Source organism: Mucilaginibacter gossypiicola (assembly GCF_900110105.1).
GTDB classification, from domain to species: Bacteria; Bacteroidota; Bacteroidia; order Sphingobacteriales; family Sphingobacteriaceae; genus Mucilaginibacter; species Mucilaginibacter gossypiicola.
The window spans coordinates 821,196-834,913 of the sequence record NZ_FOCL01000002.1; the positions used below are offsets into that span (position 1 = coordinate 821,196).

The 13,718-nt window shown below is 44.4% G+C and carries 11 protein-coding genes; 3 read left to right on the forward strand and 8 right to left on the reverse strand.

Going from position 1 to position 13,718, the window contains the following annotated elements; translation table 11 throughout:
* Positions 1 to 210 precede the first annotated feature (210 nt).
* The gene (locus BMX50_RS08855; protein ID WP_091210129.1) at positions 211 to 1,263 is read left to right on the forward strand and encodes a hypothetical protein; all 1,053 of its coding nucleotides are present in this window, start codon (positions 211 to 213) and stop codon (positions 1,261 to 1,263) included.
* A gap of 245 nt (positions 1,264 to 1,508) precedes the next feature.
* A complete protein-coding gene (gene hisS / locus BMX50_RS08860) occupies positions 1,509 to 2,882 on the forward strand; it encodes a histidine--tRNA ligase (protein ID WP_091210130.1) in 1,374 nt (457 codons plus the stop codon).
* A 218-nt stretch (positions 2,883 to 3,100) separates the two neighbouring features.
* On the opposite strand, the gene efp is transcribed toward hisS, so the two are convergent.
* The 6 genes from efp to BMX50_RS08895 form a co-directional block, all read right to left on the reverse strand.
* The gene (efp, locus tag BMX50_RS08865) at positions 3,101 to 3,664 is read right to left on the reverse strand and encodes an elongation factor P (protein WP_090532660.1); all 564 of its coding nucleotides are present in this window, start codon (positions 3,662 to 3,664) and stop codon (positions 3,101 to 3,103) included.
* Positions 3,665 to 4,117: 453 nt separating this feature from the next.
* A complete protein-coding gene (locus BMX50_RS08870; RefSeq protein ID WP_091210131.1) occupies positions 4,118 to 4,738 on the reverse strand; it encodes an ABC transporter ATP-binding protein in 621 nt (206 codons plus the stop codon).
* Between the two features lie 111 nt (positions 4,739 to 4,849).
* On the reverse strand, positions 4,850 to 5,635 hold the full coding sequence (lpxA, locus tag BMX50_RS08875) for an acyl-ACP--UDP-N-acetylglucosamine O-acyltransferase (RefSeq protein WP_091210132.1): 786 nt from the start codon (positions 5,633 to 5,635) through the stop codon (positions 4,850 to 4,852).
* Positions 5,632 to 7,038 carry a bifunctional UDP-3-O-[3-hydroxymyristoyl] N-acetylglucosamine deacetylase/3-hydroxyacyl-ACP dehydratase gene (locus BMX50_RS08880; protein WP_091210133.1) on the reverse strand — a complete coding sequence of 469 codons (1,407 nt, stop codon included), beginning with the start codon at positions 7,036 to 7,038 and terminating at the stop codon, positions 5,632 to 5,634. Before BMX50_RS08880 ends, lpxA begins: the two co-directional genes overlap by 4 nt.
* A gap of 21 nt (positions 7,039 to 7,059) precedes the next feature.
* Complete coding sequence (gene lpxD / locus BMX50_RS08885) at positions 7,060 to 8,109, reverse strand: UDP-3-O-(3-hydroxymyristoyl)glucosamine N-acyltransferase (protein WP_091210134.1); 1,050 nt, start codon at positions 8,107 to 8,109, stop codon at positions 7,060 to 7,062.
* 483 nt (positions 8,110 to 8,592) lie between these two features.
* Positions 8,593 to 9,825 carry an HD domain-containing protein gene (locus BMX50_RS08895; protein ID WP_091210136.1) on the reverse strand — a complete coding sequence of 411 codons (1,233 nt, stop codon included), beginning with the start codon at positions 9,823 to 9,825 and terminating at the stop codon, positions 8,593 to 8,595.
* 261 nt (positions 9,826 to 10,086) lie between these two features.
* Between BMX50_RS08895 and porX the strand changes: the two genes are divergently transcribed.
* On the forward strand, positions 10,087 to 11,640 hold the full coding sequence (gene porX, locus BMX50_RS08900) for a T9SS response regulator signal transducer PorX (RefSeq protein ID WP_091210137.1): 1,554 nt from the start codon (positions 10,087 to 10,089) through the stop codon (positions 11,638 to 11,640).
* A 149-nt stretch (positions 11,641 to 11,789) separates the two neighbouring features.
* Here the strand turns inward: porX and BMX50_RS08905 are convergent, their stop codons facing one another.
* Positions 11,790 to 12,557 (reverse strand): exodeoxyribonuclease III, encoded by a 768-nt coding sequence (locus BMX50_RS08905; protein ID WP_091210138.1) that lies wholly within the window; start codon positions 12,555 to 12,557, stop codon positions 11,790 to 11,792.
* A gap of 210 nt (positions 12,558 to 12,767) precedes the next feature.
* Positions 12,768 to 13,478, reverse strand: coding sequence for a peptidylprolyl isomerase (locus BMX50_RS08910; RefSeq protein WP_091210139.1), 711 nt, complete (start codon positions 13,476 to 13,478; stop codon positions 12,768 to 12,770).
* Positions 13,479 to 13,718: the final 240 nt, after the last annotated feature.

Consider the following 13,718-nt stretch of genomic DNA (forward strand, 5'->3'; position numbering starts at 1 on the left):
TCCGAAACGGTCAACAAACGTTCATAATTTCCGGCTAATGTCACAAGATGCCGATTACCGATACATTTACTTAATGCTGACATATGCCCGATTGCAAAAAAACTTATAATAAGTAATATTGCGACGCTATTCTTAACCGTATGTTAACGCACATGGTTAACCACAAGCGGCTATAACCCAGACACTATCGGTAAAATAATACTTACTACATTGATCAATTTTTATTTTAAAAAGTCGGCTTTTAAGAAGCCGGCTTTAACACCCCGTTTCAAATCCACGTTTGCATTAAAAGCAATTTGCGCCCTGTTTATTTTTATTGTTGCTGATAACTTAAAAGCGGCGGCCGGCAGTCACATCACCGTACCGGCAGATACACTGGCTGATAGCGCACTGATGAAAAAGCGCCTCATTAACCAGGCTTTCGATCATATTTATGAACAAAACCTGCGGGTATCAGAAGGAGGGAACGACTACTTTAACAAAGTAAAAACCCAGCTTACCGCCGATCTCGCGCCTAACTTTATTTTGTTCAGCACGCCCAAATCACGTTTCTTTTTCGTGTTTACCGCAAGGGTAAAGATCCGTCTGCTGGCCTCTCAAGGTGCACCGGTGAAATCGCCAAGCTTTATGCCGGGTGGTACGCTATACTTCAGGGTAAATGAGGATACTTACAATCCAAAATTCTTCTCGTTTGGTTACTCGCACCACTCAAACGGGGTACGCGGACCATCACTTAATCCCGATGGCAGCTTTAACCGCGATAGTGGCAAGTTCACCACCAACTTTTATACGTTAACTTATTATAGCGGTAAACGCTTTGACAAAAAAGACCTGATCATAAACCGCTACGATAACCTGGGCTTAGAGGTTCACGCCGGTTTGTTTAATCTTGGTTTATCTGAAGGCCTGAAAGATCATTATGGCTTTATCCGTATTAACGGTAGCCGCATGTACAACTTTGCCAAAGCCTATGAAGATCCAACTGATAAGAGCAAAAAAGTATACCAAAACTGGCAGCGCATCCGGTTCGACTTTACTTACATTGCCGATAAGTATGACAACTACTCAAGCTTTGATTTTAAGAAACGTTTAAACGTGAGCCTGAAATATTATTACCAGTTTCCGTTTATGCCTGATGCAGCCCTCATGATTGGCGGAGGCTACCGCGGGCAGGATGATTACAACCAGTTTTTTGAAGATAGCTATGGTTATGTTACCATTGGCTTTGCAAGTAGTTTGAGTTTTCACACGCATGGGCGATAAGCTTAATGTCATTGCGAGCGTAGCGCGGCAATCGCATACCATACAGAGCGGCCGTGCTTCCGTGCGATTGCTTCGTGCCTCGCAATGACATGATGGAGAAAAAAGAAAAGCGGTTTCGCATGCGAAACCGCTTTTCTTTTTTAATTGCTGCCGCAAGCCTGTGGCTTGTGGCCCGCATGCTAAGTAACCCTCCCGCAAAGACGTTCCTCCAACACGCATAACCCTCTTTTTTGTACATTTGCCGCATGGCATCCATTAAACCATCAGTACCCAAAGGCACCCGCGATTTTTCACCGGCCGAAATGGTGAAACGCAATTATATTTTTGATACTATTAAATCCGTTTTCCGCAAATATGGCTATCAGCAGATAGAAACACCGACAATGGAAAACTCATCAACCTTAATGGGGAAATATGGCGAAGAAGGGGACAAGCTGATATTTAAAGTACTCAACAGCGGCGACTATCTTGCCAAAGTTGACGAACAAAAACTTATTGAACGCAACTCCAATTCTGTAGCGGTTGCTATCTCCGAAAAAGCCCTTCGCTACGATCTTACCGTACCCTTCGCGCGTTACGTAGTGCAACACCAAAACGAGATCACGTTTCCGTTCAAGCGTTTCCAGGTGCAGCCGGTTTGGCGTGCCGACAGGCCTCAGCGTGGCCGTTACCGCGAGTTTTATCAGTGCGATGCCGACGTGGTTGGCTCAGATTCATTGCTAAACGAGGCTGAATTTATCATGATCTATGACGAGGCTTTAACCAAACTTGGATTGAAAGATTTCAGCATTAAGATCAACAATAGAAAAATACTATCTGGAATAGCTCAAGTTATAGACAAATCTGATAACATCATCGATTTGACCGTCGCTATTGACAAACTGGATAAAATAGGCCTTGATGGCGTGATCAAAGAGCTCCTTGAAAAAGGGTTTACCGACGCCGATATCGACAAACTAAAACCGGTTATTCTGCTTGAAGGCAATAACACCGAAAAACTGGCAAGCCTTCGCGAGGCATTGGCGCAATCAGAGATCGGCCTAAAAGGCTGCGACGAAATAGAAACCGTCTTCGACTATATAGAGCGCTGCCCGTTACAAACGGCAAAGCTGGAACTGGACATTACCCTTGCCCGCGGATTAAACTATTACACCGGCGCTATCTTCGAAGTAAAAACAAACGAAGTAAATATGGGCAGCATCGGTGGCGGTGGCAGGTATGATGACCTCACCGGCATGTTCGGCTTAAAGGGACTTACCGGTGCCGGCATCTCTTTCGGCGCCGACAGGATTTACGACGTACTGGAAGAACTAAACCTTTTCCCGGCCGGAAGCAATCAAACAACCCAGGTACTTATATGCAATTTCGATAAAGAAGGCGAACTTTATAGCTTGCCTCTATTACAAGCGCTTCGCCGCAGCAATATCAACACCGAACTTTACCCGGCAGGCGCTAAAATCAAAAAGCAAATGGAGTACGCCAACAATAAAAACATCCCTTATGTGGTGGTTGTAGGTGGCGATGAAATGCAAACAGGGCTGCTAAGCTTTAAAGATATGACCAGCGGCGTACAGGAGAAATTGACTGCGGATGAGATAGTGGCGAAACTGAACCAATAGCTATGTCATTGCGAGGAGCAGCACAGGCAAAGAGCATCCGGGCGACGCGGCAATCTCGTCGCTATGCCCGTGAGACATGCAAAGCCGCTGAGCATAGCTACGGGATTGCCACGCTATCGCTCGCAATGACATAAGGGTAAAAAAGAGAAGGGGTTTCGCAATGCGAACCCCCTTCTCTTTTTTTAAACATTTCCACTTCCCTTAAGGGAACCCGGAGATTAACCTTTCACACGCTCAACGTAAGCGCCGGTAGCGGTATCAACCTTAACTTTATCGCCAATGTTGATGAATAACGGCACACGGATCTCTGCGCCGGTTTCAACAGTAGCATTTTTCAATGCACCGCTTGAAGTATCACCTTTAACAGCCGGTTCAGTGTAGGTGATTTCCAGTTCGGCAGAGCCTGGGATAGAACCCATGATAGGTTCGTCGCTTTCAAAGGCAACAATTACGTTCATGCCTTCTTTCAAAAATTTAACTGCCGGGCCAAATAATGCCTTTGGTACGTTATGCTGATCGTATGTGGTGTTGTCCATTACTACTAATGAATCACCTTCGTCATACAGGTATTGATAATCGTTAGTTTCAACGCGGGCTATGTCAACCTCTTCATCTGTACGGAAACGGTATTCAACCAGTTTACCTGATTTAACGTTGCGCATACGGGCCTGGTAAAACGCGCGTAAGTTGCCCGGAGTACGGTGTAAAAACTCTTCAACCTGAACTAATTCGCCGTTGAAGCGAAGTACATTTCCATTTTTAACATCTGATGCCTTAGCCATAAAATAATATTGAGGCGCAAACTTAGTTACTTAAGTGCAAAGAAACAAGTAGTTATGTTGGTGAATGGTTGATTGGGTTGATTAAGTGAGTGGTTTGCTATTTTAGAGGCTGGATGCAGATTAATTGGTGAGTTATTAGTTTATATGAAATAGTGGTTCCGAAACCACTATTTATCAAATTAAGAAATTTTCATGAATTTATCAGGTCCTTTAAATCGTGATAAATTATATCTGGCGTATATACGGGGCTCCTATGGAGCCGTTTTATTTATGGATAGGCTTTGCTATAAACACGGCACCTCTATGGGGTGTGCTATCGCGCAAAATTCAACTCCGGAGGAGTATCGTGTTTATAGCGCAAGGCGAGATGGTCTTTTTGGGCTCCGTAGGTGCCTCGTAATTGAGCCGCGCAGTTCAAAACCACTCACCTAATCAACCCAATCAACCACTCACCTAAACTTTATAATCCACAATACTCAACCTGTGATTACAAAAACCATACTCATGTTCCTGGTTGGAGCACACTATGGTAAGACGCCCTGCGGCGAATTGCTGCACAAGGTTTAAGTACCAGTCAACACCCTGGGTATCCAGGTTGGAGGTAGGCTCATCCAGCATAAGCATAGGGGTATCGGCACAAAAAGCAAGCGCAAGCTTAAGGCGCTGTTTCATTCCCGATGAAAAGTATTTGATAAGCTTATTGGCGCTTTTAGGCAGATTGAGCAGATCGATCAGCTGCGCTTTGTCCGTCCCCGGTTTAAAGCGTTTAAATTTAAAATGAAAATCGATCATTTCGCTCATAGTAAACTCTTCTATCAGCTCAAGATAGGGGGCGGCAAGACTTAAGTGGGTAAAAACGGTTTCTATTTCAACCGGTTTGCCTTCATTGGCAAATTCAATTTTGCCAACAGAAGGAGAAAGACTCCCGTTTAAAACCTGTAATAAAGTTGATTTCCCGGAACCATTAGGGCCAAGGATAGCATATGACTCGCCGGAAGTAAAGGTATAATCCACTCCTTTGAAAATCCAGTCGCGGTTAAAGCGGCGGCCGATGTTTTGGAGGGTGATGATCATGATATTGTCTGAACCTGAATTTGTAGAATTAAAGAATTTATTGAATTAACGGCCGGAAAAGCAAAATTCTGTCAATTCATAAATTCCACAAATTCCGGTTCAGACAACCATTTAGGTATTTCCAAACCCTTTCATGATACCGCGTTGCGAGTTTTGCAGGAAGTTGATGATTTCATCGCGTTCCTCGCTTGGGGTAAACTCAGCCTCAATGATATCAAGCGCTTTGGTTACGTTATATTTTTTCAGGAATATGATCCGGTAGATCTCCTGGATTTCGGCTATGGTAGCAGCCGAAAAGCCTCTGCGGCGTAAGCCTACCGAATTGATTCCGACATATGACAATGGTTCGCGACCGGCCTTGGTATACGGAGGAACGTCTTTACGTACCAGCGAGCCGCCCGAGATCATGCTATGCGCCCCGATTTCAACAAACTGATGCACGGCAGAAGAGCCACCAATAAATGCATAGTCATAAACCGTAATGTGGCCGGCCAATTGCACTGCATTGGCAACAATAACGTTATCGCCGATAACGCAATCATGCGCTACGTGCACATAAGCCATCAGCAGGCAATTGCTGCCAATGGTGGTGGTGTTTTTATCAAGAGCAGTACCACGGTTAAGGGTAACACACTCCCGTATGGTGGTGTTATCACCAATGGTTACAGTGCTTTGCTCGCCTTTGTATTTTAAATCCTGCGGCGGAGCAGATACTACTGCACCGGGGAAAATACGGCAGTTTTTACCTATCCGGGCACCATCCATAATTACGGAGTTGGAGCCGATCCAGGTACCTTCGCCAATTTCAACATCCTTGTGGATGGTAACAAAGGGTTCAATCACCACATTATCGGCAATTTTGGCCTGTGGGTGGATGTATGCTAATGGCTGGATCATGCTTCGGTTTCTTTTACTTTTACAATTTGAGCCATCAGTTCGGCTTCAACAACAACGCGGTCGCCCACCATGCCTACACCTTTCATGGTAGCTATACCACGGCGGATAGGGGCGGTAAGGTCGCACACGTAAATAATGGTATCACCCGGTACTACCTTGCTTTTAAAGCGTGCATTCTCAATTTTAAGGAAAAGGGTAAGGTAATTTTGCGGATCGGGAACGGTATTTAACACCAGGATACCGCCTGTTTGCACCATGCCTTCAATTTGTAATACGCCCGGGAAGATTGGTGCGCCGGGGAAATGGCCCTTAAAGAACTCCTCATTGATGGTTACGTTTTTGCAACCTACAACATGGCTTTTGGTAAGCTCCAGGATCTTATCTATCATCAGGAAAGGCTGACGGTGAGGCAACATCCCCATAATATCAACCGTATCAAAAAGCGGCTTGGCATTCAGGTCGTAAGTTTTTACCTGTTTGCGGCTTTTTTCTTTTTTGATTAAAGCTTTAATCTTTTTAGCAAATGCAACGTTAGCCGCATGGCCCGGCCTTGCAGCCATAATATGGCCTTTAAGCGGAACACCAACTAATGCCAAATCGCCAATCATATCCAGCAGCTTGTGGCGTGCCGGCTCATTTTGGTGACGGAGCTCTATATTATTTAAAATACCCTGTGGGGCAACGCTGATATCTTTACGGTTAAACAGTTTGGCCAGGTGGTTAAGTTCATCCTGGTCAACGTCTTTATCAACAACAACGATAGCATTGTTTAAATCGCCGCCTTTTATGAGGTCATGCTTTAACAACATCTCCAGCTCATGCAAAAAGCAGAAGGTGCGGCATGAAGCAATTTCCTTTTTGAACTCGCTGATGGTTGATATACTTGCATGCTGGCTTCCCAATACCTGCGAGTTATAATCAACCATACAGGTAAAACGGTAGTCATCTAAAGGCATAGCAACCATTTCTACCTTACGGTCGGGTTCAGAGTAGTGGATGTTATAAGGGATATGATAGTATTCGCGGTCTGCTTCCTGCTCAATAAGTCCTGTTTCGGTTATTACGTCAACAAACTGTATCGAACTGCCGTCCATAATGGGCGTTTCGGGACCATCAAGGTCAATCAGCACGTTATCAATTTCAAGTCCAACCAGGGCAGCCAGTACATGTTCAACAGTGTTTACAGTAGCGCCGTTTTGACTGATAGATGTTCCGCGCGAAGTATCGCTTACGTTATCAACATCGGCATCAATAATTGGCGCACCGGGAATATCAACCCTCCTGAATTTATAACCGTGGTTTTCAGGAGCAGGATTAAAGGTCATTGTAACGCTTTGTCCGGTGTGCAAGCCTGTTCCTGATACCGAAACCGGCGCTTTAATAGTTCTTTGTTTAACGTTCATATTTAAATTTACAGGCTAAGGCTATTCGCTTGCCTTGCCTTTACGTAGTTCTTCAATCAATTTTTCAAGCTCGTACACCTTGCGGTCAAGCTCCGGCAGCTTTCGCAGCTTCGCGTGGGCACGAAGGTAATCTTTATATGGCATATATGGAGAGCCTCCCCATGCCTTACCCTCTTCTGTAACAGATCCGTTTATTCCTGTCTGCGCCGAAAACTGCGATCCGTTGGCTATATTGAGGTGTCCGGCAAAACCAACCTGGCCACCAATTACAACCCTTTCGCCAATTTTGGTACTGCCCGATATACCCGATTGTGCTGCAATTACAGTATGCGCGCCAATCTCTACATTATGAGCTATCTGGATCAGGTTATCAATCTTTACTCCTTTACGTACTATGGTCGACCCCATGGTTGCCCTGTCAATAGTAGTATTTGAACCCACTTCAACGTCATCTTCCAATATTACGTTACCAATCTGTGCAATTTTAGTATAAGTACCATCTGGGTTAGGGGCAAAGCCGAAACCATCGCTGCCTATAATCGCGCCCGAATGTACAATCACGTTGTTGCCAATAACACAATCAAAGTAAACTGTAGCACCGGCAAACAGGGTTACATTGTTTCCAAGGGTCACATTATCGCCAATGTTAACATTAGGATAAATTTTACAATTATCGCCGATGGTTACATTTTGGCCGATATAAGCAAATGCGCCAATATAAGCCCCCGCGCCAACCTGCGCTGTTGGATGGATAAAGCTTGGCTGCTCAATCCCTTTTTTATCAAGCCTGAAGGTATTGTACTTTTCGAGCAGAACAGTGAATGCACTATAGGCATTCTCTACCCTGATCAGTGTAGCTTTTACCGGACCACTTAGTTGCTGATTGTTATTAACAATAACAATTGATGCGTTGGTGGTATACAGAAATTGCTCATACTTAGCGTTAGCCAAAAATGAGAGACTGCCGGCACCTGCTTCCTCTATCTTGGCAAGCTGACTAACCGTAGCTGAAGCATCGCCTTCAACAGTTCCGTTGAGTAGTAAACTTATATCATGTGCGGTAAATTGCATCGGGCAAATTTAAATGTTAAAATTGAAGCAACAAATTATTAATGAGTTATGAACACGCGTTAAAAAGTTTTGACTCTCAAAGTGTTTTGATTTTCACTATTTCTTCATTTGTAGCAAGTGTGTATCGGTTTTGTTTTGCTATTTGTTTAAATCCGAAGTACAACGTCATTTTTTATGGTTCTCTTTATAAAAACAGTAACAACTAATGTTTATTCCTCAATCCCTAAATATGGGCGTTGCCTGCGGCCGGGCTTTCCGTTCCAAGTCCTCGCTTGCCCAATTCGCAATTCCAACCCTCGCTGTGGGCTTTCCACTACAATCCCTAACGCGGCCAGTGCACATTCCCCGCATTTATCCATAATGCCTTCACTGTAGAGACGCATAATTGCGTCTCCTTTAGGACAAGCCACCTTGCCAATTTCAAATTACAGTAACCTGCATGCGGGAGACGCAATTATGCGTCTCTACAGTGAAAACCACCCGTTAATTCAACAACTCCTTATTATAACAAAGGATATATTTTTTCACCGTTTTGGCCAAAGCTACCAGGTTTGAATTATCGCTGGCGGCAGCAATATCTTTCACCTGGCCGTTCTTCATCAATATGCCAATATTACCGTCGTTCTGGTTATATGCATTATTGCGGATAGATGTGGTAAATACAAAGTACGCCGCAGCATCCTCATAACTCACGCCATATTTTTGCATTGCTTTTTGGCGGAGCTGTTCAACAAAAACCTCATCCGGACACTCGTTGGTGATATCAACCCTAAATAAATTACGCTGTACCAGATTTTTGCAAAGATGGGAAAGCACCTGGTCGGGGTGATAGGCCCATACTTTTACTGATGCCATAATATCGGTATCATCCAAACAGGCAAAAGTTTCCAGGTGATGGCCTTCGTTCATGAAAGTATCGCGACTAATTCGGCTCTTTAAAAAATGCAGCAGGGCAGGAGTAGCAAATAATTCTTCGCCCTGCGATATCAGTTCACGGCCACGTCTGAAAATTTTAGTCAGCACTTCCTCGCCGGCTATAACTGTTTTATGCAGATAAACCTGCCAGTACATCAACCTGCGGGCAATCAAAAATTTCTCTATCGAGTAAATACCTTTTTCGTCAACAACCACATGGTCGTCTTTAACGTTGAGCATTTTAATGATCCGCTCGGAGCTGATCACCCCTTCGGAAACACCGGTGAAGAAACTGTCGCGGTTAAGGTAATCCAGCCTGTCCATATCCAGCTGACTGGATACCAGCTGATGCAGGAATTTACGCGGATAGGTATCATTAAAAATACTGATAGCCATGCTAAGCTTTCCTTCAAACCCTTCATTAAGCTTATTCATCAGCATCGACGAAATATCCTCGTGTGCAATGCCATCAATAATGGTATTTTCCAATGCGTGCGAAAATGGCCCGTGACCAATATCGTGTAATAATATGGCAATGGTAACGGCTTCTTCCTCTTCGGCAGAGATCAGGTGACCTTTACTCCGCAAGGTTTCAAGCGCTGTATCCATCAGGTACATCGCCCCTAAAGCGTGATGGAAACGGGTATGCAGCGCGCCGGGATAAACCAGGTGCGTCATGCCCAGTTGTTTGATGTAACGTAGCCGTTGAAAGTATGGGTGGGATATAAGGTCAAATATCAGTTCGGTTGGGATACTGATAAAACCATAAACCGGGTCGTTAATTATTTTCTTTTTATTCAATGCTGCTTATGTAAGTGCAAAAATGTAAAACAAAGGTAAAATAAGCGCGACAGGTTTGTTAAATTTTGTTAATACCTTTACTGTGTAACAACAAAAGCATCTATTTGGGGTTTACTGTCATAATCAGAATTTGTCTGAACCAGAATTTCAGGAATTAAAGAATTATTTGAATTGATCGGCTGTTAACCTTGTCCTCAATTAAAACTTCGATAAATTCACTAATTCCCCCAAATTCGAGTTCAGACCTTTAATATACATATCATGCAAGAGACCACCATTTTATGGGCCGATGACGAAATTGACCTGCTAAGACCACATATACTTTTCCTGGGCGAAAAGGGCTACAAAGTAACTACCGTTACCAATGGCTACGACGCTGTTGACTCTTTTAAGAGCAATTATTTCGACCTGGTTTTCCTTGACGAGAACATGCCTGGCCTTACCGGTCTGGAAACCTTACAGCAGATCAAGAACATCAATAACGATGTACCTATTGTGCTGATCACCAAAAACGAGGAAGAGTACCTGATGGAAGATGCCATCGGTTCAAAGATTGACGACTACCTGATCAAGCCGGTGCATCCCAAGCAAATATTGCTTACCATCAAAAAGCTGACGGAAAACAAACGCCTCGTTACCGAAAAAACCACCATGGCCTACCAGATGGATTTCCGTACACTGGGTATGACGCTTAACGACAACCTGAACCATCAGGAATGGGTTGATGTTTATAAGAAACTGATCTACTGGGAGCTTGAACTTGAAAAACTGGAGGATGCCGGCATGCACGAGATCCTGACGCTGCAAAAGGCCGAAGCCAATATGCAGTTTTGTAAGTTTGTGGAGCGAAACTATTTGAACTGGATCAAAAATCCGGATCTGGCGCCAACCTCATCTCCGCAATTATTTAAAAAGAAAGTATTCCCTAAGCTGGACGGCAAAGGCCCGTTATTTTTTATTTTGATAGATAACCTGCGTTATGATCAGTTTAAGATTATTAACCCTATTATCTCCGAATATTTCAGGCTGGAGGAAGAAGATACCTATTACAGTATCCTGCCAACGGCTACGCAATATGCGCGTAACTCTATTTTTTCGGGCTTGATGCCTTTGGATATGGAGCGCCGTTATCCATCTATGTGGCAAAATGACGAGGATGAAGGTGGCAAAAACCTGTACGAAGCCGAGTTTCTGGCCGATCATCTGAAACGTGTATTGCGCAAAGACTGCAAACACTCGTACCATAAAATCCTGAATATTGACGAGGGCCGGGCGTTAAACGAATCGGTGAATAACCTCATGAACAACGAGCTTAACGTTGTGGTATACAACTTTGTGGATATGTTATCGCATGCCCGTACAGATATGCAGATGATCCGCGAGCTGGCAAGTGATGATGCTGCTTACCGCTCATTAACCTTATCGTGGTTTGAGCACTCGCCACTGTTCGATCTGTTAAAATTCTTAGCTCAAAAACAGGTACGCGTGGTGATCACTACCGATCATGGTACCATCCGTGTAAAAAACCCGAGCAAAATTGTGGGCGACAGGAATACCAACACCAACCTGCGTTATAAACAAGGCAAAAACCTTAACTATAATGCCAAAGAGGTTTTCCATATCCGTAACCCGCATGATGCCATGCTGCCAAGGCTGCACATCAGCTCAAGCTTTGTTTTTGCCAAAGAGGATAGCTATTTCGTGTACCCGAACAACTACAACCACTTTGTGAATTTCTATAATGAAACCTTCCAGCACGGAGGGATCTCGTTAGAGGAAATGATTGTCCCTGTGGTTACTTACGGGCCGAAATAACCCCCTTTAATGTCATTGCGAGGAGGAACGACGAAGCAATCGCATGCTATACAGAGCGGCTCTGCTTCCGTGCGATTGCCGCGCTACGCTCGCAATGACATGTTTTAATATTTCTTTTAAGTCTCCCCTTCAGGGGAGATTTAGAGGGGTTAAAACTCCAACTCCAGCAATACCGGGCAATGATCAGAATGCTTAGCCTCGGGCAGTATCGCTGCCCTACGGATCTTATCTTCCAATGGGGTACTGGCCATGGCATAATCGATACGCCAGCCTAAGTTTTTACCGCGGGCTCCGGCCCGGAAACTCCACCAGGTATAGTTATGCGGTTCTTTATTTACGTGGCGGAAGGTATCTATAAAACCGCCCTCAATAAAGTTCTCCATCCATTCGCGCTCCTCCGGCAAAAAGCCTGATGAATTGGCGTTTGACTTTGGGTTGTGAATATCAATGGGGCGGTGGCAAATGTTATAATCACCACAAACCACCAGGTTTGGATATTCTACTTTAAGGAGGGTTAGGTATTTACCAAACTCATCCAGAAAACGGTATTTAAAAACCTGGCGCTCATCCCCGCTTGAACCCGATGGAAAATAAACACTCATCACCGATACCTCATCAAAATCAACGCGGATACAGCGGCCTTCACGATCAAAGTCGGGAATACCGCAGCCGTACTCAATATGTTTGGGTAAAATTTTGGTAAAAATGGCGGTACCGCTATAGCCTTTCTTTTCGGCCGGGAACCAGTAGTGCTGATAGCCCATCTGGTCAACCAAACCAAGATCGGTGAGCACATCAGGTGTTGCTTTAATTTCCTGCAAACAAACAACATCAGCATCAGTAGCCTGCAACCAGGCCAGCCAACCCTTGCTTATTGCCGAACGGATACCGTTAACGTTATATGTAAGTATTTTCATGTGGGATTTCGGATGTTCGATTTCGGATGTTCGATTTCGGATTTGATTCAAATCACAAAACTATAATAAAATTGCGCTATCTGCCGCGGGTTTTCAACCCGTGGTGTACCATGGTTTCAGCTTTCAGCTGAATTTTTGTAAGCTGGAAGCTTACATTATGCCAACCACGAGTTACGCTATCGCTAAACTCGCGGCAGCGGACAAGAGGTTTTATTTACTGTTTGGAAAAAGAATAGCATCCAACTGCCTGCATTCCTTTTTGCTCAGCAACTCAACAGTCATAGACACATCAGCATTTGGGCGATCATTGGCATCTTTTTTAACAGCGGCAATCCTATCCACCATATCGATACCCGAAACAACCTCGCCAAAAACAGTATAGTTTTGATCAAGGTGTGGTGAGCCTCCAACTGATTTATACCATTCGCGCTGCCATACGGGGATTTTGCGGCCTTTAAGGCGGGTATTTTCCAGCGTATCCAGTTTGCCATCGGTAAAGCGCTTGCCTTCTACAATATAAAACTGGCAGCCGCTTGATTCTTTTTTAGGATTATCATCGCGGGCTGCAGCAAGTACCCCACGTTTATGAAACAGGCTGTCGCGAAATTCGGCCGGGATGGTGTAGCCCACATCACCATTGCCCAACTCTGCGCCGGGTTTAGCTTTTAACGGATCTTTTGAGTCCGGGTCGCCACCCTGGATCATAAAATTCTGGATCACCCGGTGAAACAGTGTACCATTATAAAATCCTTTTTTAGTAAGCTTGATAAAGTTATCCCGGTGCAAAGGCGTTTCATTATATAGGCGAAGGATACAATCGCCATAAGCCGTATGGATGCGCACGTACTGGTTTTTAGGCGGTCCGGCAAATGCGGCAGTAAGGGTTAATAAAAGAATGCTTAGGGTAAAAAGTTTCTTCATAGACCGTTGATTGTTTTTGATTTCGCTGATTGCGTTGATTTTTTATTGATTACAATAACTCTATTGTTAATATAGCTGAATCATAGGTATTCGAATGTTTTAAATTCCCTCCTCGGGGAGGGGGGCGGTTGTCAAGTGTGGTGTAAGGGAGGGGTTTTATAAGCCTTGCCAATTAACAAGTATAGTTGAGAAACCCCTCCCTACACCCTCGCAGGGGAGGGAATCGCACGTATCCCTCTG